The following is a 25452-nucleotide window of genomic DNA, read 5'->3' as shown; positions in this document are numbered from 1 at the left end:
CGCCGGCCCATTGACCCGAGCAGACGAACTTCCGGTCCCCGGGGAACGAAGGCCCGCACCCTCTTCCGGGTGCGGGCCTTCGTCTTGGCCGGGGCGGGGCGCATAGACCTCGCTACTCTGAAGTCATGGACTACGCGAAGATGCGCGCGATCGCCGAGGAGCTCACGGCGTACGCCGAGCACCTCGAGGGATCCTGGGAGGTCGAAATCGGGCCCTCCGGACCGTTCCTCGCGATGATGAGCCCCTCGAAGCGCCATGAGGGCACGGTCCGTCGCATCCGTAACCAGCTCAACGAGCAGCTCCCCGCCACCCACCCCGGCTACGTCTGCGAGAACGGCCCTGAAATCGAGCACCCCGCGATCGGCCGCATGCGGCGCCCGGACGCCGTCGTCATCCCCGAGGACGTTCTCGACGAAGAGGGTCTCGCCGTCGATGCCACACAGGTACTGGCAGTCATCGAGATCGTCTCGCCATCCAATCCGGACACCGACTACGGCGAGAAACTCGCCGAGTACCCAGCCATGGGCATCGCCCACTACATGATCGTCGACCCCCGTACGGGCACCATCGAGGTGCACTCCGCCCCGTGCAAGGACCGATACCAGCACAAGGACCCGTACATCTTCGGCGACACCGTGCCGTTCGGCCCGTGGACGGTGGAGACCGGCGCCTTCCGCCGCTACGGGAAGGCAGGCGCGGGCGGCAACCACCCCTAGGTGGCGCCGTCCTCAGCCCAACTCCCCCCGCTCCACACAGAATTCGTTGCCCTCGGGATCCGCGAGGACCACCCAGCCGCCGCCGTCCGGGCGGGTGTGGTCGGCTATCCGGCGGGCGCCGAGGGCGAGGGCACGGGTGACCTCCGCCGCCCGGGTCCGGCCGTGCGGCTCCAGGTCCAGGTGGACGCGGTTCTTGGCGGCCTTGCCCTCCGGGACGTGTACGAAGAGGAGGGTCGGTCCGCCGGACGGGTCCCGGATCACGGCCTCCGGGTCGCCGGGCTTGTCGTCGTCGGCCAGTGGGCGGCCGAGCAACTCGCTCCAGAAGAGGCCGAGATCGTACGGATCTCCGGTGCAGTCGAAGGTGAGGGTGCGGATGGTGGGGTTCAACAACCCTGTCTCTCCCATGGTCTGGTGGTCTAGTCGCCGGTCCGGCCGTCGGCCAGTTCGCGCAGGATGTCGAGGTGGCCGTTGTGCCGGGCCGTCTCCTCGATCAGGTGGAGGATGATCCAGCGGAGGTCGACGGCGCGCCCTTCACGCCGGACACGCTTGGCCGTGGCGTCGAGGTCGTGCTCGGCCACCAACAGGCGGTAGCGCACGCACTGTTCCTCGTACTGGGCGAGCAGGTCCGCCAGCGGGATGTCGACGGCGATGCGCATCTCACGGTCGGGGTCCTCGTCCGTCCAGGGACCCTCGTCCTCCTCGCCGAGGAACACCACCTGGAACCAGTAGTACTCGACCCAGCGAAGGTGGTTGATCAGTCCGCACAGGGTCATCAGCGGAGAGCCCGGCAGCGGGGCCTTGCGGGCGTCCTCCGCGGAGACGTCCTCGCACTTGGCGTGGGCCGTGGCACGGACGTAGTCGAGGAAGGTGGCCAACTGTGTGCGCTCGTCCCAGGCGGGAGGCGTATCTGTTCGCGTCGTCATCGGGGTGAAGCATCCCCGGTCGCCCGTTCGATGTCGAGCCATTAACGGCCGTCGTCCGGCCGGCTCCCTTCCCATCGGCGTACGGCGGTCAGCACCTTCCCATCGGCGTACGGCGGTCAGCGCCTCCCTACCGGCGTACGACGGTCAGCGCCCGCCCCGCCTCCGACAGCGAGGGAAAGCAGGCGTGGGCACGGCCCAGTTCCGCGGGCCGGTGCGTGGAGGCGACGGCGTACACCGTGCAGCCGGCGGCAAGCCCCGCCTCGACACCCGGGGGCGAGTCCTCGACGACCACGCAGTGGGCCGGATCGACGGCCAGCCGTGCGGCGGCGGCGAGGTAACCCTCCGGCGAGGGCTTGCCCTCGGAGACGTCCTCGGCGCAGATCCGCACCGCGGGAACGGGCAGCCCGGTACGGGCGAGGCGGGCCGCGGTGGGCTGCGCACGGCTGGAGGTGACGACCGCCCACCGGTGTGGCGGCAGGGACCGCAGCAGCGCGGCGGCGCCGTCGAAGGCACGGATCCCGGGTTCCTCGACGGCCATCAGCCGGTCCAGGACCCGGTGTTCCCCGGCGGGATCCAGCTCCGGGGCCAGCAGCCGGAGGATGTCCGTCCGGCGTCGGCCCTGCGTGGCCCCCCAGACCTCCTCGGGGTCCAGCCCCCGCAGCCGCGCCCAGGCGCGCCAGACCCGTCCGTGCGCTTCCGCGGTGTCGATCAGTACACCGTCCACGTCGAAGAGGACGGCCACCACCGCACTCTCTTCCAACTCCCGCACTCCTCCCGGTAGTTACCGGCAGCCTCGCGAGCCGCCGCGAGTGTCCCCATCAGTGGTTCGAGCGAGCCTACGGGCTGAGAGACTGCTGCGATGGCTGACCGTTCGTTCAGTGACCTCTCACTGGCCGCCCTGTACGACGCCCTCAATCCGTGGGGGCGAAGTGACGACTTCTACCTGGACCTTGTGCTGTCCGCGCGGTCCGTGCTCGATGTCGGGTGCGGCACGGGGCGGTTGCTCGGGCGGGCTCTGGAGGCCGGGCACGAGGGGCGGCTCTGCGGGCTCGATCCCGCCGCGGCCATGCTGGTCCAGGCGCGACGGCGGGCCCGGACCGACGCAGAGGACTCCGGCGGTGCGCCCGTCGAGTGGGTGCTCGGCGATCTCGCCGCGACCCACTGGGAGCGGGAGTTCGACCTGGTCGTGATGACCGGCCACGCGTTTCAAGTACTGCTGGGTGATGAGGAGTTACGCGGCGCCCTGGCCGCGATCCGCCAGGCCCTGTCCGACGACGGCCGGTTCGTCTTCGAGACCCGCAACCCCGCCGCCCGCGCCTGGGAGCGGTGGACTCCGGAGCACGTCCGCGAGGTGACGGACGCCCACGGCGATGTCGTACGCGTCTGGCACGAGGTCGAGACACCCGAGGCCGGGGACCGTGTCACGTTCACCGAGACCTTCGACCACCCGGGGTGGGAGCAGCCGCGGGTCAGCAGCAGCACTCTGCGGTTCCTGGGCCCGGACGCGCTCGACGGGTTCCTCACCGAGGCGGGCTTCGCCGTGGCCGAACGGTTCGGGGACTGGGGGCGGGGGCCGCTCACCCCCACCGCCCCGGAGATCATCACCGTGGCCCGTCCGACGGGCCACGGTCTCCTCAGTCCTTCGCGATCTCGTCCTCAAGCGCCGCCAGCGCCGGATCCAGGATGATGTCCTCTGCGCGGGCCCCGATCGTCGGGTCCTCCGGGAAGTGACATGCCGTCAAATGCCCCTCGGCATTGCCCGAAAGGCGGACCAGCGGCGGCTCCTCCTGCGCGCACTTGTCCTGCGCCTTCCAGCAGCGGGTGCGGAAGCGGCAGCCGGACGGCGGGTTGATGGGGGAAGGCACGTCGCCCTCGAGGCGGATGCGTTCCTTCTTCTCGGCGTCGATGTCGGCGTCGGGGACGGCCGACATCAGTGCGTGGGTGTACGGGTGGCGCGGGCCGGTGTACAGCGACGTACGGTCGGCGATCTCCACGATCTTGCCGAGGTACATGACCGCGACGCGCTGCGAGAAGTGCCGCACGATCGCGAGGTCGTGGGCGATGAAGACGAACGCGATGCCCATCTCCCGCTGGACCTCCTGGAGCAGGTTCACGACCTGCGCCTGGATCGACACGTCCAGCGCGGACACCGGCTCGTCCGCCACGATCAGCTTGGGAGCGAGCGCCAACGCCCTTGCCACGCCGATACGTTGCCGCTGTCCGCCGGAGAACTCGTGCGGGAAGCGGTTGTAGTGCTCGGGGTTGAGGCCGACGGTCTCCAGGAGCTCCCGCACCCGGGCCTCGCGCCCGCCCGGCGGATTGACGCCGTTGATCTCCATCGGGGCGGAGATGATCGTGCCGACCGTCTGGCGGGGGTTCAGGGAGGCGTACGGGTCCTGGAAGATCATCTGGATCTCGGAGCGGATCGGACGGAGCTGGCGCCGGGTGGAGCGGCTGATGTCCTTCCCGCGGTAGGAGATCGTGCCGTCGGTCGGCTCAAGGAGCCGGGTCAGCAGCCGTCCGGTGGTGGACTTGCCGCAGCCGGACTCGCCCACCAGGCCCAGGCTTTCGCCGGGGAACACGTCGAAGGAGACCCCGTCCACGGCCTGGACGGCGCCGACCGTTCGCTTGATCGGGAAGCCTCCCTTCACCGGGAAGTGCTTCTTCAAGTCGGTGACACTCAGCAGCGGTTCACGTGTCTCTTCCCGCTGCCCGGGGATCGCGTCGGTCACGACCGCGGTTTTCTCGTCGCTCACAGTAAGTCCCCTCAGCCCAGCCTGGGCCGAATCGTGTCGGTGAAGATGTGGCTCTTCTGGTCCGGCGTCAGATGGCAGGCCGAGCCACGCCCCACCGGAAGTTCGGGCCGTATGTCCACACACCGGTCGGAGCCCTCGACCTCACCCGTGAAGGTGCACCGCGGATGGAACGGGCACCCCGAAGGCGGGTTCAGCAGCGACGGGGGCGCGCCCGGAATGGGGGTCAGCGGTTCGTCGACGTTCGCCGTGAGGCGCGGCATGGACCCCAGCAGTCCCCAGGTGTACGGGTGTTGCGGGGACTTGAGCACCTCGCGGACCGTGCCGCGCTCCACCGCCCGGCCCGCGTACATCACCAGCAGGTCGTCCGCCATGTTCGCGACCACCCCGAGATCGTGGGTGATCATGATGATGGCGGAGCCGAACTCCTGCTGGAGGTCTTTCAGGAGGTCCAGGATCTGCGCCTGCACGGTCACGTCGAGGGCCGTCGTCGGCTCGTCGGCGATCAGCAGATCCGGGTTGCAGACCAGGGACATCGCGATCATCACGCGCTGGCGCATACCGCCCGAGAACTGGTGCGGATAGTCGTCCACCCGCTCCTTGGCGTGCGGGATGCCGACCTTCGTCAGCATCTCGATCGCCCGCGCCTTCGCCTCCCTCTTGGAGGCCCCGGTGTGCTTGCGGAACGGCTCGCCGATCTGCCGCCCGACCGTGTGGTACGGCGAAAGGGCGGTCAGCGCGTCCTGGAAGATCATCGCCATCTTGTTGCCGCGGAGCTTCTCCAACTCGCTCTCCGTGGCGGTGGTCAGCTCTTTGCCGTCGAGGACGATCTCGCCGTCGACGGTGGTGTTCAGCGGGCTGTGCAGGCCCAGGATGGTCAGGTTGGTGACGGACTTCCCGGACCCGGACTCGCCGACGATGCCGAGGGTCGTACCGCGCTCCAGATCGAAGGAGAGACCGTCGACCGCTTTGACGTCGCCGTCCTCCGTGGAGAACCGCACGTGCAGGTCGCGGACCGAGAGGAACGCGTCGGATCCGGTGGGAGCCGGCGCGTCCTCCGGCTTGGTGAGAGTGGTCACTGCGGTTTCTCCCGGTACTACGAGCAGGACGACGAGCAGGACTACGGCAGAGCTACTACGGGGCTACGGAACTACAGGTCTACGACAGTCGGATGCGCGGGTCGACAATCGCATACAGGGCATCCACGATGACGTTGAGCAGAAGAATGAACGCGGCACTGACCAGCATCACGCCCATCAGTTTCGGCAGGTCCTTGCCGACCACCGACTCCACCGCGAGCCGGCCGAGGCCCGCGAGACCGAAGGTGAACTCGGTGACGATGGCGCCGCCGAGCAGTGCGGAGAGGTCCATGCCGAGGATGGTGAGGATGGGGATGAGCGAGCCGCGCCAGGCGTACCGCAGGAAGACGTATCTGCCCGCCATGCCCTTCGCGCGGGCCGCGCGCACATGCTCCTCCTGGAGCTGTTCGATCATCGTCGAGCGCGCCATACGCGTGTAGTTGGCGGTGAAGATCACGGACATCACGAGCCAGGGGATCAGCAGGCCCATGAACCACCCCCACGGATCCTCGGTCAGCGGCACGTACTTGGGCTTGTCGAGCCAGCCCGTGCTGTAGACGAAGATGCCAAGGACGATCGGTCCGAGGAAGTAGATCTGGAACGAGCTGAGCACCAGCGAGAAGGTGCTGACGGACTTGTCCAGCCAGGTCCCACGGAAGCGGGCGGCGATCATGCCGGTGCCGAGGCCGACGATGAGGAAGACGACCAGTCCGCCGATCGTGAGGGACAGCGTCAGCGGGAAGCGGTCCATGATCGTGTCCCAGACCATCTGCTGGTCGCGGAAGGAGATGCCGAAGCAGGGTGCGGGGCAGTGGCCCACGGCGAAGTCCCGGCCGACGAAGATGCCGGAGAGGAACTTCCAGTACTGCACGGGCAGCGGATCGTCCATGCCCAGGTTCTTGTGGATGATCGCCAGGGCGTCCGGAGTGCAGTTCTTGCCGCACGAAAGCGTCGCCGGGTCCTGGGGGATGGCGTAATACATGATGAACGTGACGACGCTGATCAGCAGAAGGATGAGCATCGCGCCGAACGTCCGGCGAAGGATGAATCGAAGCATGGCGGAACGCTGCTCTCAGGACGGCTGCGGCCAGGGACAGGAGCACCCGGGGGCGCACTCCGCTGAGTGCGCCCCCGGGACCGTGGTCAGCTCTTGAGGAAGACCCGAGTCGGGTCGGTGTAGCTGGTCACGGTGGAGTAGCGCAGGCCACCGATGTTGGAGCCGGCGATCTGGAACACCTTGGTGTAGTAGATCGGCGCGGCCGGGTTGACCTTCTCGCTGATGTACTGGTTGAGGGCGTTCCAGGCCTTGGAGGCCTCCGCGGCGTCCGTGATCTTCTGGATGCGGGCGATCTCGGAGTTCACGTGGTCGTCGTTGATGTGCGCGTAGTTCGACGAACCGTCCTGGATCTGCGTGCCGTCGTACAGCGGCGGGAAGACCGTGCTGGCGGACGGCCAGTCCTGGCCCCAGCCGGTCATGTAGAGGTCGAGACCGTTGTCGACCTTGCCGACCTGCTCGTACCAGGTGGCGGAGTCGATCTCCTTCTTCTGGACGTCCAGGCCGATCTTCGTGAGGGCGTCCTCGATGAGGAGGGCCTGCTGCTGGCGGACCGGGGTGTTGGAGTAGGCGTAGACGACCTTCTTGCCCGTGGCGCCGGCTTCCTCGATCAGCTTCTTGGCCGCCGCGACGTCACCGTTGGGCTTCTTGGCCCGGTTGAAGGGGTCGTACGCCTTGTCGTAACCCGGAGTGGTCGGCGACATCAGGCTGTTGGCGACCTCACCGCCGTAGTTGCCGCCGTCGGCCCTGAAGACCGAGGTGGCCGGCATGGCCAAGGTGATCGCATCGCGGATCTTCTTGTCCTTGATGCGGTCCAGGTTGAAGTTCAGCTGCCAGACGTACGGCGCGTAGCCCTGGACCGTGCGCTTCATCGCCGCGGGGTCGGACACGACCTTCTGCACCTGCGTGGTGGCGACCTGGCCGGTCATCATGATGGCGTTCTTGGCGTCGCCGCGGTCGGCGAGGAGCGTCTTGGTCTGGTCCTCGTCGTCGTGGTTGACCTCGATGTCGAAGCCGTCGACGTACTGGTGGCGCATCGGGTCCGTGTTGGGGTCCCAGTTGGTGTTCTTGACCAGCGTGACGCTCTTGCCGGGCTTGAACTCCGAGATCTTGTACGGGCCGACGGCGACCGGGTCGGTGTCGTACTTCTCCTTCGTGTCCGTCTTCTCGGGCACGATGGAGTAGCCGGCCATGGCCAGGGCCTGCGCCAGGTCGGGCTGCGCGGTCTTGAACTTGAAGACGACGGTCTTGGCGTCGGGCGTGGCCAGCACGGTGTCCGGCAGGTGCTTGCCCTTGAACGGACCCTCGTACGCGTCGCGGTAGGCGGTGCCGGTGCCCGACAGCCACTGCTGGATGTAGGACGGGCCGTCCGTGATGAACGGGTCGTAGAGCCGCTCGAAGGTGTGCCGGACGTCGGCCGAGTCGATCACATGACCGGTCTCGTCCTTGACGCCGTCCTTCAGCGTGAACGTCCAGGTCTTGCCGCCGTCGGTCATCTTGCCCGGGTCGGTGGCGAGGTCGCCGACGACGGTGAGGCCGCCCTTGCCGTCTTCCACGTACGTGGTCAGACCGCGGTAGATCAGCTTGGAGAGCAGGCCGCCGTCGCTGACGTAGATCTGGGCCGGGTCGAGGTGCGAGAAGTCGGTCTCGTTGTAGACCTGTATGGTGCCGCCGGACTTGGCACCCGCGACCTCCTCGGCGGGACCCGTGGAGTCCGCGGCGGTGCCCATCTTCACCGCGTTGGACTGTGCGGCGGCGTCTTCCTTTTGCTTGCTGTCGTCGTTGTTGCTGCCGCTGTCACTGCTGCTGCAGCCGGCCAGCGCCAGGGCGCCGACCGCGACCGCGGCGACTGCGGTCCGCCCTCTGCGGGAACTGAGGATGCTCATGGAGTTGAGTCCACCTGCCTGTGAGTAGTGATCACTGGTGCTGCCTTGCAGTGCACGGCCGGTTCGTCGCCGGCTCCCGGGTGGCAGCGGCCCTCGCTGGAATCAGCGGCCCGTCTTGGGATCGAACGCATCCCGGACGGAGTCCCCGAGGAGGTTGAACGCCACGACGAAGATGACCATGGCGACACCCGGGAAGAACATGTAGACGGGGTCCTGTTCGTAGATGTCCGACCCGATGGCGAACATCCGGCCCCAGTCGGGGGTCGGCTCGGTGTAACCGACGCCGACGAAAGAGAGAAACGCGACCGAGAGGATGGTGCTGGGCAGCATGTACGTGCCCTGCACCAGAATCGGTGTCACGAGGTTGGGCAGCAGTTCCTTGCGGATGATCCGCCACGGGGAGGCGCCGGCGACCTTCGCGGCCTCGACGAACTCCCGCTCGCGCAGCGACAGGGTGACCGCCCGGATCAGCCGGGAGAGCCCCATCCAGCCGAGGAACCACAGCACGCCGACGATGGCGAGCGTGCGGATGTAGGTGGGCGTCTCCTCGTCGGGGGCGACGAAGACCACGGTGATCACGGGCATCGCCGCGATCATGAACAGCTGGTTGGGGAAGGCCAGCATGAAGTCCGTGAACCGGCCCAGCCAGTAGTCCACCTTGCCGCCGAAGTACCCGCCGACCAGGCCGATCACAATGCCCATCACCACCATGGCGACGGTCGCTGCGAGCGCCGTGTACAGCGAGGTGCGCATGCCGTACAGGAGCTGCATGAACACATCGCGCCCCAGGGTGGGCTCGATCCCGAACCAGTACTCCGACGTGATGCCGCCGTTGGGACCCGCCGGCATGTTGAAGTCGTTCAGGAGCGTGGGGTCTTCCTGCCCGTAGAGCGTGTACGGATTCTTGCCGTACACCTTCGAGATCAGCGGAGCCACAGCGGCGATCAGGAAGAAGAAGAGCACGACGTACGCGGAGACCACACCGGTGCGGTCGCGCTTGAACCGGCGCCACATCAGCTGGCCGGGCGATCGCCCCTCCAGCTTCTCCGGCTGCTCGGAACGTTTCGGCTCGGCCTTCTCATCGACCTCGGTGGAGGCTTCCGCGCCCTCGATCTCGATCGGACTGGTCATGATTCGTCCATTTCATGGGTACGCCGAGACCGCGGGCCGCCACAAAGTGTGGGTGGCCACGGTTCGGACCATGCGGATCAGGAGAGACGTATGCCTAGTGGTCGCTGGGCGCCAGGGCCCGGCAAGCGACAACTCGCAGGTGAACACGCGTAGTTGGCATCTTGTGCCTCCTCATGACTCAACCGGTGCACGGACAGGAGGGGCTCTTGCTTGACCTCCGACACCCCTGACGGAGGGTCAAGCACCCCACTGTGCTCGTGAGTCGGCGCTGCCCCGTGCAGCGCATGACCCATTGACCCGAGCGTTACGCGGCTAACTATCTGACATGAGCCAGATACCGACCACTGCCTTTAGGTCTCGGTTCCATCACAGCTGACGCGTACATCTTCCAAAATCTGGACAAAATGATCTGAGAGAGAAGCCCGCGAAACGGACTTGTTACATGCGTATCGGGCGGGATGAACCGCATTTCGGACACCGGGCGACGGGAAAACCGGTTGCGAGCGGTATCCGGGACGGCTAGATCTTGCGCAGCAAAGAGCCCGGGCCCCCCATCATCATGGGGGAACCCGGGCTCAGTCGGTACGGACAAATCCCGTACCGGACGTACTGGACCGGCCGGAGGATCAGCCGTGCTTGGCGCGGCTGGCGCTGCGACCGCGCTCCTTCTGGTCGAGGACGACCTTGCGGATGCGAACGGCTTCCGGGGTCACCTCGACGCACTCGTCGTCGCGGCAGAACTCCAGCGACTGCTCCAGGGAGAGCTTGCGCGGCGGGACGATCGCCTCGAACGAGTCGGCGGCGGCCGACCGCATGTTGGTGAGCTTCTTCTCCTTGGTGATGTTCACGTCCATGTCGTCGGCGCGCGAGTTCTCGCCGACGATCATGCCCTCGTACACCTCGGTGCCGGGGTCGGTGAACAGCACACCGCGCTCCTGGAGGTTCGTCATCGCAAACGCGGTGACGGCGCCCGAGCGGTCGGCGACCAGCGAACCGTTGTTACGGGTCGTCAGCGTGCCGAACCACGGCTCGTGGCCCTCGTGGATGGAGTGGGCGATGCCCGTGCCGCGCGTACCGGTCAGGAACTCGGTACGGAAGCCGATGAGGCCGCGGGAGGGGACGACGAACTCCAGGCGGACCCAGCCCGAGCCGTGGTTCGACATGTTGTCCATGCGGCCCTTGCGGACGCCCATGAGCTGCGTGACGGCGCCCATGTGCTCCTCGGGCACGTCGATCGTCATGCGCTCGACCGGCTCGTGGACCTTGCCGTCGATCGTCTGGGTGACGACCTGCGGCTTGCCGATGGTCAGCTCGAAGCCCTCGCGGCGCATCTGCTCGACCAGGATGGCGAGCGCGAGCTCACCACGGCCCTGGACCTCCCAGGCGTCGGGGCGCTCGGTGTCCAGGACGCGCAGCGAGACGTTACCGATCAGCTCGCGGTCGAGGCGGTCCTTGACCTGGCGGGCGGTGACCTTGCGGTCCTTGACCGCGGCCTTGGCGTCCGCGCCCTTGCCGGTGGCACCGCGGCCGACCATCGGCGAGGTGTTCGTGCCGATGGTCATGGAGATGGCCGGCTCGTCGACCGTGATGAGCGGCAGCGCGATCGGGTTCTCGGGGTCGGCGAGGGTCTCGCCGATCATGATCTCCGGGATACCGGCGACCGCGCAGATGTCACCCGGGCCCGCCTTCTCGGCCGGCTTGCGGGTGAGCGCCTCGGTCATCAGCAGCTCGGTGATGCGCACGTTGGACATCGTGCCGTCGCGCTTGATCCACGTGACGGTCTGGCCCTTGCGCAGCTCGCCCTGCTCGACACGGAGCAGCGCGATACGGCCGAGGAAGTTGTCGGCGTCCAGGTTGGTGACGTGCGCCTGGAGCGGGGCCGCCTCGTCGTACTCCGGGGCCGGGACGTGCGACAGGATCGTGGAGAAGAACGGCTCCAGGCTGTCACTGTCGGCCGGGACGGTGCCGTTCTCCGGCTTGGTCAGCGAGGCGACGCCGTCACGCGCACACGCGTAGACGATCGGGAACTCGATCTGCTCCTCGTCGGCGTCCAGGTCGAGGAAGAGGTCGTACGCCTCGTTCACGACCTCGTCGATGCGCGAGTCCGGGCGGTCCGTCTTGTTGATGCACAGGATGACGGGCAGGCGGGCCTGCAGCGCCTTGCGCAGCACGAAGCGGGTCTGGGGCAGCGGGCCCTCGGAGGCGTCGACGAGGAGCACGACCGCGTCCACCATCGACAGACCGCGCTCGACCTCGCCGCCGAAGTCGGCGTGGCCGGGGGTGTCGATGATGTTGATCGTGATGACGTCGCCGCCATCCTTCGGGTGGTACTTCACGGCCGTGTTCTTGGCCAGGATCGTGATGCCCTTCTCACGCTCCAGGTCATTCGAGTCCATCATGCGGTCGTCGAGCGACTCGGCGGCGTGCGCGGCGAAGGCACCGGCCTGCTTGAGCATGGCATCGACCAGAGTGGTCTTGCCGTGGTCGACGTGGGCGACGATGGCAACGTTGCGGATGTCGTGGCGCGTGGCCATATTGAGGCGCTTCTCCCGGAGTGAGTGGACGGCCTCCGCTGCGCGGGGCCTGCCGGGCTGAACACGCCACGGCCTTACCCCATGGTACGTGGCCCTGACAGGGACGGCCTCCGCGGGCCCGTGCGGGAGGGCCTGCGGCCTCGCTGCCGGGCCCGTGGTCAGGCGGTCTTCGCGGCGGACGAATCGGCGGGGCAGGCCTGCCGGGCGGCGCTGCGTGCGGCGGCGCCCGAGGCCGCGAAATCTCCATCCTCCACAGGATCACCGCAGGTCAAGAACCCCTGCCCGAGCTCGTCCCACGTCAGCACATGACCCTTGACCGGCTCACCGTCGCCACCGCCCCGGCAGGTGTACGTGAAGTCGGCCTCGACCAGACCGATGTACGACCACGCGTAGTAGGACCCCTTGAGGTCCCCGGTGTTCATCTCGATGAGACTCCCGGTTTCATCCGGCACGGCCGGCTCCGAGGGGTCCGCGAGGGGTTCAGCCGTCTTGAGGTGCCGGCCCAGGGCCTTGATGGCGTCCGCGGCGCGGATCCCGGCCGCGGTAGAGGTCATTCGGGGTTTGTATCGGACACCGTTCACGGGCTTCAGCTCCGCCGAGACGGAGTCCGTCCTCGTCTTCAGCGTGATCGGGTCGGCGAGCTCGATCAGCTTCTGCTCACGTTCGATGCCGGACCAGGCGTACGTGCCCTGCGTGCACGTCGCGGTCTTGTCCCGCTTGTCCTCACCGGCCCCGCCGCCCGTGCAGCCCGCGGCTCCGACGAGCAGCGCCGCCGCAGCGAGACCTGCCGCCGTGTTTCTGAGAGCGCGCTCGCGCATGGCCGTCCCCCGATGTCCCCCGGGCCGGTGGTGATCACCGGCCCGGGGGCACTTTACTTGTCCTTCTTCTCCGCCTCCGGTGACTTCTCCGCAGGCCGCGCGCCCTTCCTCAGGAAGCCCATGTCCTCGTAGACGGGGGTCTGGAAGCCGAAGGCGCCGGTGTTGGCGAGGTTGGTTCGGGCGGCTGTCAGTTGGGGGCGCTGGTAGAGGGGAATCGATCCGGCGGCTGCCCAGATGCGGGCGTCGGCCTTGCGGACCAGGGAGCGTCCCTCGTTCTCGTCGAGGGTCGCGATGGCCTGGTCGAAGAGCTGGTCGACCTGGTCGGTGCCGACGCGGGTGTAGTTCTGCTCGACGGTGAGGGAGCCGTCGGCCGCCGGTACCGGCTTGGAGTAGATCGGGCGGGCGTCGGTGGCCGGGAAGGCGGAGGCGGGCCAGGAGTACAGCGCCAGGTCGTACTCGCCGGACGCGATGTGGTCCTTGAAGTAGCTCTCGTCCGGGACCCTGGTCATCTCCGTGCGGATGCCGATGCGCTGCAGCATCCGCGAGATGCGGTCGGCGACGGTGCGCAGCGACTCCGAACCGGGGCCCGAGGGCACCACGAAGCGGAGCGTCAGCGGCTTGCCGTCCTTGGCGAGCGCGGCGGCCGCGGCGCCCGCCGGGGCGGCCGTGCCCTTGGGGGCGTACGCGCCGGGCGCGCCGCCCTGCTTCGCTTCCTTGCGCCCGTACTGCTTGCCGTCGAGGTGCTTGCCGGCCTGCTCGTCCGCGTACTGCCCCGCCTGCTTCTTGGAGTGGTCCCTGGGGTCCTTCTTCTTCTCCCGGTCGGCCTCGGAGGGCTTGTTGTCGTCGCCGACGATGTACGTCCCGTCGCCGGAGCCCTCCTCGGAGCCTTCCTCGGAGTCCGCGTCCGCCTGCTCGCCCTCGGACCCGGCCGCCTTCTCCGTCTTCTTCTGCTCCTTGACCGGCCCGCCGGGCACCCACCCGGCGTCCGCGAGCAGCGCCTGCGCCTCCTTGGTGTCCTGCCCGCCGAGGGCGCCGCTGTTGTCGGCGTACGCCTGCTGGCCCGAGAGCGCGAGGTGGCTGCCGACCGGCACGGCGGGCAGCCCGAGCGGTTCCAGGACCGCCTTGGCGAGTTCCTCGCGGTCCAGGGCGCGGGCGACGGCGCGGCGGACGCGCTCGTCGGCGAGGGGGCCCTCGGAGCCGTTGAGGGCGAGCTGTGTGTAGGCGGGTTCGAGGGACTTGCGGACCACGAAACCGCGCAGGGCGGACTGCTGGTCGGCGTACTCCGCCATCGCCTCGCGCCGCTTCTCACGGGCGCTGATCTCCTCGCCCGCGGCCTCCTCGTCGGAGCCGTGCGCGAGAGCCCAGGAGCGCAGCGACTTGGCGGGGGTGAGCGCGGCGCCGGGGCCCTGGAGGGGCGTGCTGCCCTTGTCGCGGGCGGCGAGCGTGATCCGCTGGGCCTCGGCGGGGTCGATCTCGGCCAGGTCGACCTTGTCGTCGGCGAGCGCGGCGGCCCGCTCGTCGCGGGGGACGGCGCGCAGCACGATCTCGGAGAGCTTGGTGGGACGGCCCCACCAGCGCGGGTTGCGGGTGAGGGTGACCTTGTCGTCCTCGTGGTCGACCTTCTTCAGTGCGAAGGGACCCGCGGTGACCTTCAGTTTCCGGCGCGCGCCGTCGTTGAAGGAGTCCGGGGTGCCCATGACGTCCTTCGGGTACAGCGGTGAGAACAGCGACTTCCAGTCGGCGTACGGGCGGCTGAAGGTGACCTTGACCTCCAGGTCGCTGGCGCCGCGCTCGATCTTCTCGATGCGGTCGTAGCCGGCGTTGCGGGCCGTCCAGTACGCGGTGTCCTTGCCGGACAGGGCGCGCCACTGGGCGGCGAAGTCGGCGGCGCCGATCTCGCGGCCGTCGCTCCAGACCGCCTGCTGGTTGAGCTTGTACAGCACGACCTGCTTGGGCTCGCGCTCGGCGACCTTCGCGGTCTCCAGGTAGTCGGTGTTGACCTGCGGGCGCCCGTTCCGGTCGAGCCGGTACATCGAGGGCAGTACGGCGCCGGCGACCCTCGACGTCGCGGCGTCCGCGTCCGCCTGGAACGTGTTCAGCGTCTCCGGTACGGCGTCCACGGCCCAGCGGAGGGTGCCGCCGTCGGCGATCAGGTCGCGGGTCGCGGGCGCGATGTCCTGCCCTGCGACCGGCTTGCCCGCCTGGTCCTCCTCGCTGCACGCGGAGAGGAGGGGTACCGCGAGCGCGCCCGCGGTGAGAAACGCGACCGAGCGCATCACCGCGCGCAGTCCGACGCCGTCGTGGGACATCACTGCAACCTCCGGGGGACGCTCTACTGTCGGCTTCTGATCACGTTTGGCGGTATATGGAGCTGATCAGATGTATGCGCCCACTGAAGGGGAGGGGGGCGGGGCGGAGGCGGCGACACGGCGGTGGGAGGGCGGAAGCCCACCCGTGCGGCGCAACGAACCCGGCGCCGAGGCCGGGCTTGGGGGTTCTCGCCCCCTCCGCCCCTACCCGTCCCTTGCCCCTGGGGCTCCGCCCCAGACCCCGCTCCTCAAACGCCGGAGGGGCTGAAAATCTCGCCCGAGCCGGAGATCTTTCAGCCCGTCCGGCGTTTGAGGACGAGGCCGTCCAGGCCGAAAGCGGGGGTCTGGGGGCGGCAGCCCCCAGGAACGGGACGGGCAGGGGCGGAGGGGGCGAAAAACCCACCCCCGGCCCCGGCGCACGGAGGCGCGCGATCCATCAATCCATGCACACGCCTTCACACGGGCTCATGTGACGCGCAACACTCGCAGGCGCATGAACGTTGCCGCCAAGGGGCCGACCCGCCCCGGAAGTGAGGGCAAGTCATGTCCGTGCAAGAGGACCTGACGTCAGTCCAGCGCTGCCTAGACGACCTCGCGAGGTCGGTGGGACGCCTGGAGCAGCAGATAGGCGGCGGCTTGGAGATGCGCCGCGTACGCACCGACGCCGACCACCTCCGCGAGAGCGTCGCGCTGCTGAAGGAGGCCGCCCCCGGCCTGACCACCCCCCGGCGCCCCGACCTCGTCACGATCCCCGACACCCCGTACGACAGCACCCTGTGGACGGACTCGGACGACGAGGGACTCGGCGCCCGCGACCGCCACGCCCCCTGAACCGGAACCCGAGATCCGGAACCCGCACGCGAACCCGACCGGAGTCATGAGTTGGCCACTGGTACGGAACCCCATCCCAACAGCGGCGGTGTACGCGCCGGTACACGCGCCGCGATCACCGCCCCGCACCTGCGGACGGACCGCTGGTGGCTGGCGCCCGCCGCCACCGCGGCAGGCCTGCTGGCCTTCATCGTCTACTCGACATGGCGGGCGTTCGCGGACGCGGACTACTACGCGGCGCCGTACGTCTCGCCGTTCTACTCGCCCTGTCTGGCGGACCGCTGCGAGCCCATGCACGCCGGACCGAACGCGGACCTGTTCGGGAGCTGGTGGGGCATCTCCCCCGCCGTTCTCATCCTGATCTTCCCGCTCGGCTTCCGGCTGACCTGCTACTACTACCGCAAGGCCTACTACCGCGGCTTCTGGGCGAGCCCGCCGGCCTGCGCGGTCGCCGAGCCGCACAAGAAATACTCCGGCGAGACCCGCTTCCCGCTGGTGCTCCAGAACCTCCACCGGTACTTCTTCTACGCGGCGATCGTCGTCGCCGGGATCCTCACGTACGACACGGTGCTCGCCTTCCGCGACGAGCACTACAACTGGGGCCACATGGGCCTGGGCACCCTGGTCTTCCTGCTCAACATCACGCTGATCTGGGCGTACACCCTGTCCTGCCACTCCTGCCGGCACATCATCGGCGGGCAGCTCAAGCACTTCTCCAAGCATCCCGTGCGCTACCGGATGTGGCAGTGGGTCGGGAAACTGAATGCCCGTCACATGTTGCTCGCCTGGGCGTCGTTGGTGAGTGTGGCGCTCGCCGACTTCTACGTGTACCTGGTCGCGTCCGGCGCCTTTGACGATCCGAGGTTCTTCTGATGTCCGTGGTCGATCGGCAGGAGTGGGACGTCGTCGTGGTCGGTGCCGGGGGCGCCGGACTGCGTGCCGCCATCGAGGCGCGCGAGCGTGGCGCCCGTACGGCCGTGATCTGCAAGTCCCTGTTCGGCAAGGCGCACACGGTGATGGCCGAGGGCGGCATCGCGGCCGCCATGGGCAACGTCAACTCCGGCGACAACTGGCAGGTCCACTTCCGCGACACCATGAGGGGCGGGAAGTTCCTCAACCAGTGGCGGATGGCCGAACTGCACGCGCAGGAAGCCCCGGACCGCGTATGGGAGTTGGAGACCTGGGGCGCTCTCTTCGACCGTACGAAGGACGGGCGGATCTCGCAGCGCAACTTCGGCGGGCACGAGTATCCGCGGCTCGCGCATGTCGGCGACCGCACGGGCCTCGAACTGATCCGGACCCTCCAGCAGAAGATCGTGTCCCTCCAGCAGGAGGACATGAAGGAGACGGGTGACTACGAGAGCCGCCTGAAGGTGTATCAGGAGTGCACCGTCACACGGATCCTGAAGGACGGTGAGCGGGTCTCCGGGGCCTTCTGCTACGAGCGCGAGTCCGGCCGCTTCTTCGTCCTCGAAGCGCCCTCGGTCGTGATCGCGACCGGCGGCATCGGCAAGTCCTTCAAGGTGACCTCGAACTCGTGGGAGTACACGGGCGACGGGCACGCGCTGGCCCTGCTGGCGGGCGCCCCGCTCCTCAACATGGAGTTCGTGCAGTTCCACCCGACGGGCATGGTCTGGCCGCCGTCGGTGAAGGGCATCCTCGTCACGGAGTCGGTGCGCGGCGACGGCGGGGTGCTCAAGAACTCCGAGGGCAAGCGGTTCATGTTCGACTACATTCCGGACGTCTTCAAGGAGAAGTACGCGCAGTCCGAGGAGGAGGGCGACCGCTGGTACGAGGACCCGGACCACAACCGGCGTCCCCCCGAACTGCTCCCCCGGGACGAGGTCGCGCGCGCCATCAACTCCGAGGTGAAGGCGGGCCGCGGAACGCCCCACGGCGGGGTCTTCCTCGACGTCTCCACCCGGATGCCCGCCGAGCTGATCCGGCGCCGACTCCCCTCCATGTACCACCAGTTCAAGGAGCTGGCGGACGTCGACATCACCGCGGAGGCGATGGAGGTCGGCCCCACCTGCCACTACGTCATGGGCGGCATCGCGGTCGAGTCGGACACGGCGGCGGCACGCGGCGTGCCTGGGCTCTTCGCAGCCGGTGAGGTCGCGGGCGGCATGCACGGCTCCAACCGCCTCGGCGGCAACTCGCTCTCGGACCTGCTGGTGTTCGGGCGCCGGGCGGGACTCCACGCGGCGCAATACGCGACCGACCTGGGTGAGCGGCCCCCGGTGGACGAGATCCAGGTCGACACGGCGGCGGCGGAGGCGCTGCGGCCGTTCTCCGCCGAGGGACCCGAGCCGGGGAAGGAGAACGGGCGCCCGCCGGAGAACCCGTACACCCTCCACCAGGAACTCCAGCAGACGATGAACGACCTCGTCGGCATCATCCGCCGGGAGGCGGAGATGGAGGCGGCTCTGGAGAAGCTCGCGGATCTGCGGGTACGGGCGCGCCGGGCCGGGGTGGAGGGGCACCGCCAGTTCAACCCGGGCTGGCACCTCGCCCTCGACCTCCGCAACATGCTGCTGGTCAGCGAGTGCGTCGCACGAGCCGCTCTGGAGCGTACGGAGTCCCGTGGCGGCCACACCCGCGAGGACCACCCGGCGATGGACCGCGCCTGGCGCCGTATCAACCTCCTGTGCCAACTGACCGACCCCACGGGCGGGTTGGCGGCGACCGACCCCGTGCACGGCCAGATCGATCTGTCCCGCGAGACCACCGAAGCCATCCGCCCCGACCTGCTGGCCCTCTTCGAGAAGGAGGAGCTGGTCAAGTACCTCGCCGAAGAGGAGCTCTACGAGTGAGCAGCTATAAGGCCCGCTTCAAGGTGTGGCGCGGGGATGTGCAGGGCGGCGGCCTGAAGGACTTCGAGGTCGAGGTCAACGACGGCGAAGTGGTGCTCGACATCATCCACCGCCTCCAGGCGACCCAGGCCCCGGACCTCGCCGTGCGCTGGAACTGCAAGGCGGGCAAGTGCGGTTCGTGCTCCGCCGAGATCAACGGGCGTCCGCGGCTGCTGTGCATGACGCGGATGTCGGTGTTCACGCCGGAGGAGACGATCACCGTCACACCCCTGCGCGCCTTCCCCGTCGTACGGGATCTCGTCACGGACGTCGGCTTCAACTACATGAAGGCGCGCGAGGTTCCCGCCTTCGTGCCGCCCGCCGACCTGGGGCCCGGCGAGTACCGGATGCAGCAGGCGGACGTGGACCGTTCGCAGGAGTTCCGCAAGTGCATCGAGTGCTTCCTGTGCCAGGACACCTGCCATGTCGTCCGGGACCACGAGGAGAACAAGCCGGCGTTCGCGGGCCCGCGCTTCCTGATGCGCGTGGCCGAACTCGACATGCATCCACTGGACGCCGCCGCCGAGTCCGGCCTGGACCGCAAACGCACCGCCCAGGACGAACACGGCCTCGGCTACTGCAACATCACCAAGTGCTGTACCGAGGTCTGCCCCGAGGGCATCAAGATCACGGACAATGCGCTGATCCCCTTGAAGGAACGGGCCATCGACCGCAAGTACGACCCGCTGGTGTGGCTGGGGTCGAAGATCGCCCGACGGCCCAAGTCACCCTGAGGCCCACGTCACCCTGAGGCGCGCGCCCCTCTCAGGTGCGCGCCCTCACTCCGCCGCCCGCAGATAGCCCGAGTGCGCCACCTGGCCGAGGAACTTCAGCCGGGTGTCGGTGGTCATGTGCTTCTCGAAGGCCTCTTTGATTCCGGGCCACTTGGGGTGCCCGAAGTCGTCCAGGACGACGATGCCGCCGGGGGCGACGATCTGCTCGGCCCACTCCAGGTCCGCGAGGACACCGGCGGCGGAGTGGTCGCCGTCGACGATGATCACTCCGTAGGAGCGGTCGGAGACCAGGGCGCGCACCTCGGGGTCCTCGGAGAAGCCCTGCTGGATGCGGGTGGCGGCGCCGGCCGCGCCCGCCAGGGCCAGATTGGTGCGTACGGCGGCTTCGCGTACCGGCGTGCCCGTCACATCGCCGCCCATGGTGGTGCCGGGCTGCAACTGGAGGCCCGCGAGCGGGTCGACGATCGTGAGGCTCGGGTCGCGTCCCGCGCGCTCCATCATCCGGATCAGGCCCGCGCCGAACATTCCGTACAGGGTGCCGATCTCCAGCATCTCGTCGTTCGGCGGGTCGAGCAGCGGTACGGCGGCGAGCTTGCCGACGATGTTCATGGTGCCGCCGGCGATCCTGCCGACCCCGAGCGCCTCCAGGGCTATGAGCAGCCGGAAGGCCTGCGCGACATTGCGCTCCGCGTCGCCCTTGTCCCCGGCCACCTCCGCCAGTTCTTTGATCGTGCGGTTGAGATGGGGCGCGGACGGCAGCCGTGACGCGCCGCGTCCGGTCCCGTCGAAGAACAGCTCCAGTGGGCGCTGGCGGTTGCGCAGCGTCTGCAACTCCCGCTGCAGCGCGCCGTTCTCGCTCTTCAGCGCGACGGTGGGGCGGTCCGCGACGGCCCGGCGGACCTGGCGCTCGATGCGCTGGTCGATGAGGTCGAGGATCGGGCGCAGAGTGCGCCGGGCAGCCTTGCTGGTCAGTAACGCTCGCATGAATCCGTGATCCTCACAGGAATAGGAAGAGGTGCTGCGGTGCCTGCGCGTGGGGGCGGGATGCGCACGCCTGGGGTGCGAAGCACAGGCACGGTGGAGGCGCGGTGTTCGAAGGAACGTAGGGCGCCCACAGCAGAGTCACAACAAATACGAACGACCGATCAGGGAAACCTCGCATGACGTCTGGGCGACGGGGCGGTTATCCGGTCGGGGTGGGGGCGTTGGGTGGGGCTAGTCGTGGCGGAGTGGGGGCGGAGCCGCGGCGGGAGGTCAGGAAGCGCGAGCCGTGGCCGGGCCTCGGCGGCGGTCGCGGGTCGCGCGGTGCATCAGCACGACACCGGTGATCATTCCGGTGCCGCCCGCGAGGGAGGCGGCGAAGTAGAGAGCGCCGGAGCCGAGCAGGGCCAGGGCGATCAGCGGAAGCGCGAGGGAGGCTGTGAGCACCAGGACCCCCTGGCCCCACAGACGTCGCCGGACGACACGCCCCCGGGCCACCGTCGGCACCCAGCCGCCACGCACGGCGGCGATCCCGGCGGAGAACATCACACCCAGGACGACCCCCTCGGCCAGTCCCAACAAGTAACGCCAGTCCATGACCCCGCCTCTCGTACGCCCGTTCTCATCCCGAGGATGACACGCGGGGCGGTGGGTCTCCAGGAGCGGGAGGGCCTGCTGAGCCTTCGCCCGTCATGGCTGGGCGGGGCCGGGCCGCTCGGCGAACAGCTGGAGCAGGCCGCCACCGACCATCAGCACCAGTCCGACAAGGGCGAGGGCGCTGAAGGCGTTGTCGGAGCTGATCACCATGAACGACACGGCCCATAGGGCCGGCCCCGCGCTGGAGCAGACCGTGCCGTAGCCCCACAGCCGCGGCCGGAGCGCACGGCGGCGCCGCAGCCACGGCGGCATCCGACCCGTCGCGATCGCGAGCGCTCCGAGCACGCCCGAACCCAACGAGGCGAGCAGGACCGCGGCCGCTGCCCAGTACCAGTACCGGTCCATCCAGGCCCCCCGAACGCGCGTACGTCACCCACTTCACCCGATCATGACACCCAACCCTCCCGGTACGCCGCCCAGTCCGACTCCTTCGCGGCGAAGTCCACGTACAGCGCGACCCCGAAGCGTTCCCGGTCGCGGTCCGTGCGGGAGAGGCCCAGACGGGTGCCGCGTACGGCCGCCTCGACCGTCTCGGCGTTCCCGTGGTGGCTCAGGTCGTCCTCGTGGAAGAACGGGAGGCCCATCAGCAAGTCCGTGGATTCCGGGGTGACTTCGAGAGCGAGGGAGGTCTGCTGGGCGACGTAGCCGCCGTACAGACTCTCCAACGGGAGTGCCGTGTCGTACGACATGAGGGCGATCTGGTCGACACGGCGGGCGACTTGGCCGAAGTAGGCCTGGGACCACCACTTGGGGTGGCCCGTGAGGGTGCCCCTGATGGAGTTGGCCGCCGGGAACGGGTCGATCTGGTGGGCGGCGACGGAGAGGGGGACCCCGCGGTCCTGGGTGACCGCGTGCAGGTCGTCGAGGAGGGAGAGGTAGTCCTGGTCGTCCGAGTGCAGCGGCTCCAGGTCGAAGTGGGCGCCGTCGAAGCCGGCCTCGAGGATCTGCTCGGTGGCCCCGACCACGGCGGCCCGCGTCTCCTCCCGCTCCAGCCGCAGCCCGACCGGCCCCTCACTCGCCAGCACATCCCCCAGCCAGGCCTGCACCCGTACGCCGGGCAACTCCCGATGCACGGCCTCGATCAGCCAACCCGCCCGCGGGTACGCCGACTCGGGCAGGGTCCCGTCGTGCTCCAACGGCCCCGCGTGCACGTACAGGTCCCGTATCCCGCTGTCCCGCAACTGCTCGGCCAGCGCCTCGACATCCGCGTCCACCTTCCGCCCGTCGATCCAGGCGTGGCCAAGCCAGAGGGCGTCACGGTTCCTGGTCTGGGTACCGGGGCCCGGGTCTCCGGCGTAGTTGACCCGCAACGCGATCCCGGCACCGAGGGCCGGAAGAACGAGCAGGAGTACGAGCCCGAGGGCGATGCGCTTGGGCCAGCGGAGGTGGGGGTGGCGCCAGGCGCGTAGGGCTGGGTGGGGGGAGGGCGGGTCTTGGGGGGCGTTGAGGGTGGGGGTGAGGTGGGTGGGGTCGGGCTCGGGTGTTGGCTCGGGCGCAGGCGCTGACCCGGCCTCGGGCTCGGGCTCCGGCTCGGGCTCGGGCCCGGGCTCGGGTGTTGGCTCGGGCTCGGGTGTTGGCTCGGGCTCGGGTGTTGGCTCGGGCCCAACCTCCGGCGCAGGCGCTGACCCGGCCTCCGGCGCAGGCCCGGCCTTGGGCTCGGGCGCAGGCGCAAGCACTGACCCAACCTCAGGCGCAGGCACTGACCCTGCCTCGGGCTCAAGCGCAGGCCCGGCCTCCGGCGCAGGCGCTGACCCGGCCTTGGGCTCGGGCGCAGGCCCGGCCTCGGACTCGGTCTCAAGCACAGGCCCGGTCAGGGACTCGGGTGCAGGCACAGCCTCAGACCCGGGCGCCGCCCCAGCCTCAGGCGCAAGCACCGACCCTGCCTCGAGCTCGGGCTCGGGCGCAGGCCCGGCCTCAGACCCGGGCGCAGGCCCAGCCTTCGGCACAGGCGCTGACCCTGCCTTGGGCTCGGACTCGGGCGGAGGCCCTGCCTCAGACTCGGGCTCGGTCTCAAGCACAGGCCCGGTCGCAGACTCGGGTGCAGGCCCAGCCTCGGACCCAGGCGCCGGCCCGGTCTCAAGCACAGGCCCAGCCTCAGACCCGGGTGCAGGCCCGGCCTCCGGCGCAAGCACTGCCCCTGCCTCAAGCTCGGGTTCGGGCGCAGGCCCGGACTCGGACTCGCGTGCAGACCGGGCCTCAGGCCCGGTCTCAGGCGCAGGCCCGTCCTCAAGCGCAGCCACAGGCCCAGCCTCGGAAGCAGCCGCAGGCCCGCTCACGGAGTCGGAGCCGGACTCGGGCCCCGACTCAAGGTCAAGCTCCCCCTCGTCATCAGCATCCGGCCGTGCGGCTGGCCCCGGTCCTTCCGGCCCGCCCCCGCTCTCCCCAGCCTGCCCCGCGGGCTCGGCCCCCGGCCGCAGTCCCGCCCGAGGCCCCGCCCCCGTTTCCGCCGCCGCCCCAGGCCGCCCCGCCTCGGTTTCCGTCCGCCCCGTGTCCATCCCCGCGCCCCCTCCTGTACGCCCCCGCATCCTCCGTACCCTAAGCATCCCCACCTCGGCGCACCCCGGTCGCGGCGGCGGGCGGGCGGTCATACGCTCCCAAATGTGACGTCGCCCCAGAGTCGGAACCGGTCGCGCCGAGCGGCGTCGCACATAGCCGCGCGAGGGGCATATGGCGTGGTCGGCGGGCTGGTGGCCGTGGGGTGGCTGGTGCTGCCGCTGGCACGAGTGGGTGCCGATGATCACGATCGGGTGACCGCGGCACGGAGTGTGGTGGCGCCGGCGCGCGAGGCCGCCCCCAGTGACGATGGGACCGACACCGGGGATCTGGTACTGCCGGTCGTCGCGGTGGGTGCGGCGGGGGTGCTGACGGCGTACACGTACACGCGGCGCAGGCGGCGGGCAAGGACGCGTACGACACCGGGCGGGGTGGCTCCACGGGTCGTACCCCTTGCCGAACTCGACCGGCAGGCCCAGCAGTTGCTGGTGGACATCGACGACTGCGTCCGCACCAGCGCCGAGGAACTCGGTTACGTCACGGCCCAGTTCGGCGGCGAGGCGGTGAACCCGTACACGGAGGCGCTGGCGTTCGCGAAGTCCGAGCTGGCGGCGGCCTTCCGGCTGCGGCTGCGGACGGTCGACGCGGTACCGGAATCCGACGAGGCCCGGCGCCTGCTGGAAGAGGTCGTCGCGCGCTGTACGGAGGCCGGGCGGCGGCTCGACGCGGAGGCGGCCGGGTTCGACCAACTGCGCGCCCTGGAGCGGAACGCGCCGACCGCGCTGGCGTACGCCGAGACCCGCTTCCGCGAGCTCGCCGCACGCACGCCGGCCGCCGAGGCGACGCTCGGCGAACTCCACAATCGGTACGCCCCCTCCGCGTCCCTCCCCGTGCTGGGCCACGTCGAACAGGCCAAGGACCGGCTGCTGTTCGCGACGACGCACCTCAACCAGGCGCGGCAGTCGCTCGACCGGGGCGACGGGGATCGGGCGGCCGCGTATCTGCGTTGCGCGGAGGGGGCCGTCGAACAGGCGGCCGTCCTCGTCGACGGCATCGACCGGCTGGCCGGTGAACTGGCCGCGGCCGAACAGCAGTTGCCCGCCGCTCTCGCCGCGGTGGAGGCCGGACTCGCCAAGGCGCGCGGCCACCTGGAGAGCGCTGACGTCGGTTCGCCCGAGCTGCCCGGTCGTGTCGCACGCGCCGAGTCGGTCGTCGCGGGCGTAGGGCGTCCGCTGTCGGCCGGCGATCCGTACGACCCGCTCGACGCGCTGCGGCGCGTGGTCCGGGCCGGTGCGGATTTCGCCGACGGGATCGTCGAGCACGGCGTGCTCGCGGCGCGCAGTTCGGTTGCGGGTGCGGCCGACTTTGTCGGTACGCATCGGGGGGCGGTGGGTTCTGAGGCGCGTGCACGGCTTGCCGAGGCGGAGCGGCGCCTCGCGCGTGATCTCTCCGAGGCTGAGGCTGCCGATGTTCTCGCCCTGCGGGCGCGGGTGATTGCCGAGCGGGATGTACGGGCGTACGGGCATCCGTTGCTGGAGGGTGCCGGGGTGGGTGGGGCCGTGCTCGGGGGGATCCTGTTGCCGGGCGGTGGACCCGCGAGCTTCGGTGGGCGCCGGACGCGAGGGCGGAGGGCTGTGCCGTAGACGGGGGTTGGGCTGTGGGGTTTTTCGCCCCCTCCGCCCCTACCCGTCCCGTACCTGG

Annotated in this window: 22 protein-coding genes; 7 read left to right on the top strand and 15 right to left on the bottom strand. The window is 69.5% G+C overall.

What is annotated here, in order from left to right; translation table 11 throughout:
- Positions 1-125: 125 nt before the first annotated feature.
- The gene (locus OG219_RS31425) at positions 126-716 is read left to right on the top strand and encodes a Uma2 family endonuclease (RefSeq protein WP_266832162.1); all 591 of its coding nucleotides are present in this window, start codon (positions 126-128) and stop codon (positions 714-716) included.
- Positions 717-728: 12 nt separating this feature from the next.
- Here the strand turns inward: OG219_RS31425 and OG219_RS31420 are convergent, their stop codons facing one another.
- The 3 genes from OG219_RS31420 to OG219_RS31410 form a co-directional block, all read right to left on the bottom strand.
- Positions 729-1121: a VOC family protein gene (locus OG219_RS31420; protein WP_266832160.1), complete on the bottom strand. Its 393-nt coding sequence runs from the start codon at positions 1119-1121 to the stop codon at positions 729-731.
- A gap of 11 nt (positions 1122-1132) precedes the next feature.
- On the bottom strand, positions 1133-1639 hold the full coding sequence (locus tag OG219_RS31415; protein ID WP_266832158.1) for a DinB family protein: 507 nt from the start codon (positions 1637-1639) through the stop codon (positions 1133-1135).
- Between the two features lie 127 nt (positions 1640-1766).
- Positions 1767-2399 (bottom strand): HAD family phosphatase, encoded by a 633-nt coding sequence (locus OG219_RS31410; protein ID WP_266832156.1) that lies wholly within the window; start codon positions 2397-2399, stop codon positions 1767-1769.
- Positions 2400-2498: 99 nt separating this feature from the next.
- On the opposite strand from OG219_RS31410, the gene OG219_RS31405 reads away from it, so the two are divergent.
- Positions 2499-3326 carry a class I SAM-dependent methyltransferase gene (locus OG219_RS31405; RefSeq protein ID WP_266832154.1) on the top strand — a complete coding sequence of 276 codons (828 nt, stop codon included), beginning with the start codon at positions 2499-2501 and terminating at the stop codon, positions 3324-3326.
- On the opposite strand, the gene OG219_RS31400 is transcribed toward OG219_RS31405, so the two are convergent.
- The 8 genes from OG219_RS31400 to OG219_RS31365 form a co-directional block, all read right to left on the bottom strand.
- Entirely contained in the window at positions 3274-4371 is a 1098-nt protein-coding gene (locus OG219_RS31400; RefSeq protein WP_266836296.1) for an ABC transporter ATP-binding protein, read from the bottom strand. The genes OG219_RS31405 and OG219_RS31400 overlap by 53 nt on opposite strands.
- Positions 4372-4406: 35 nt before the next feature.
- Entirely contained in the window at positions 4407-5471 is a 1065-nt protein-coding gene (locus OG219_RS31395) for an ABC transporter ATP-binding protein (RefSeq protein WP_266832152.1), read from the bottom strand.
- 79 nt (positions 5472-5550) lie between these two features.
- Positions 5551-6528, bottom strand: a complete 978-nt coding sequence (locus OG219_RS31390; RefSeq protein ID WP_266832150.1) for an ABC transporter permease — start codon at positions 6526-6528, stop codon at positions 5551-5553.
- Positions 6529-6614: 86 nt separating this feature from the next.
- Positions 6615-8411 (bottom strand): ABC transporter substrate-binding protein, encoded by a 1797-nt coding sequence (locus OG219_RS31385; RefSeq protein WP_266832148.1) that lies wholly within the window; start codon positions 8409-8411, stop codon positions 6615-6617.
- A 102-nt stretch (positions 8412-8513) separates the two neighbouring features.
- Positions 8514-9542: an ABC transporter permease gene (locus OG219_RS31380; protein WP_266832146.1), complete on the bottom strand. Its 1029-nt coding sequence runs from the start codon at positions 9540-9542 to the stop codon at positions 8514-8516.
- 626 nt (positions 9543-10168) lie between these two features.
- Entirely contained in the window at positions 10169-12076 is a 1908-nt protein-coding gene (gene typA, locus OG219_RS31375) for a translational GTPase TypA (protein ID WP_266832144.1), read from the bottom strand.
- A 158-nt stretch (positions 12077-12234) separates the two neighbouring features.
- Positions 12235-12894 carry a hypothetical protein gene (locus tag OG219_RS31370; protein WP_266832142.1) on the bottom strand — a complete coding sequence of 220 codons (660 nt, stop codon included), beginning with the start codon at positions 12892-12894 and terminating at the stop codon, positions 12235-12237.
- Between the two features lie 53 nt (positions 12895-12947).
- Positions 12948-15203: an ABC transporter family substrate-binding protein gene (locus tag OG219_RS31365; protein ID WP_266832140.1), complete on the bottom strand. Its 2256-nt coding sequence runs from the start codon at positions 15201-15203 to the stop codon at positions 12948-12950.
- Between the two features lie 543 nt (positions 15204-15746).
- On the opposite strand from OG219_RS31365, the gene OG219_RS31360 reads away from it, so the two are divergent.
- The 4 genes from OG219_RS31360 to OG219_RS31345 are packed head-to-tail and all read left to right on the top strand — an operon-like array spanning position 15747 to position 19620.
- Positions 15747-16034 (top strand): hypothetical protein, encoded by a 288-nt coding sequence (locus OG219_RS31360; protein ID WP_266832138.1) that lies wholly within the window; start codon positions 15747-15749, stop codon positions 16032-16034.
- A 51-nt stretch (positions 16035-16085) separates the two neighbouring features.
- Complete coding sequence (locus OG219_RS31355) at positions 16086-16907, top strand: hypothetical protein (RefSeq protein WP_266832136.1); 822 nt, start codon at positions 16086-16088, stop codon at positions 16905-16907.
- Positions 16907-18847, top strand: a complete 1941-nt coding sequence (locus OG219_RS31350; protein ID WP_266832134.1) for a fumarate reductase/succinate dehydrogenase flavoprotein subunit — start codon at positions 16907-16909, stop codon at positions 18845-18847. Before OG219_RS31355 ends, OG219_RS31350 begins: the two co-directional genes overlap by 1 nt.
- Entirely contained in the window at positions 18844-19620 is a 777-nt protein-coding gene (locus tag OG219_RS31345; protein ID WP_266832132.1) for a succinate dehydrogenase/fumarate reductase iron-sulfur subunit, read from the top strand. The genes OG219_RS31350 and OG219_RS31345 overlap by 4 nt, the downstream gene beginning before the upstream one ends.
- Before the next feature lie 45 nt (positions 19621-19665).
- Here OG219_RS31345 and OG219_RS31340 read toward each other — a convergent pair whose 3' ends face one another.
- From OG219_RS31340 to OG219_RS31325, 4 genes are all read right to left on the bottom strand, one after another.
- The gene (locus tag OG219_RS31340; protein ID WP_266832130.1) at positions 19666-20604 is read right to left on the bottom strand and encodes a class I SAM-dependent methyltransferase; all 939 of its coding nucleotides are present in this window, start codon (positions 20602-20604) and stop codon (positions 19666-19668) included.
- 270 nt (positions 20605-20874) lie between these two features.
- On the bottom strand, positions 20875-21198 hold the full coding sequence (locus OG219_RS31335) for a hypothetical protein (protein WP_266832128.1): 324 nt from the start codon (positions 21196-21198) through the stop codon (positions 20875-20877).
- A 93-nt stretch (positions 21199-21291) separates the two neighbouring features.
- Positions 21292-21603, bottom strand: a complete 312-nt coding sequence (locus OG219_RS31330; protein ID WP_266832126.1) for a hypothetical protein — start codon at positions 21601-21603, stop codon at positions 21292-21294.
- A gap of 41 nt (positions 21604-21644) precedes the next feature.
- On the bottom strand, positions 21645-22934 hold the full coding sequence (locus OG219_RS31325) for a hypothetical protein (RefSeq protein WP_266832124.1): 1290 nt from the start codon (positions 22932-22934) through the stop codon (positions 21645-21647).
- A gap of 996 nt (positions 22935-23930) precedes the next feature.
- On the opposite strand from OG219_RS31325, the gene OG219_RS31320 reads away from it, so the two are divergent.
- Positions 23931-25394, top strand: a complete 1464-nt coding sequence (locus tag OG219_RS31320; RefSeq protein ID WP_266832122.1) for a hypothetical protein — start codon at positions 23931-23933, stop codon at positions 25392-25394.
- The last annotated feature ends 58 nt before the right edge of the window (positions 25395-25452 follow it).

It is taken from the genome of Streptomyces sp. NBC_00038 (genome assembly GCF_026343635.1).
In the GTDB taxonomy this organism is placed as follows: domain Bacteria; phylum Actinomycetota; class Actinomycetes; order Streptomycetales; family Streptomycetaceae; genus Streptomyces.
This window is presented reverse-complemented; position numbering and strand designations above follow the sequence as displayed.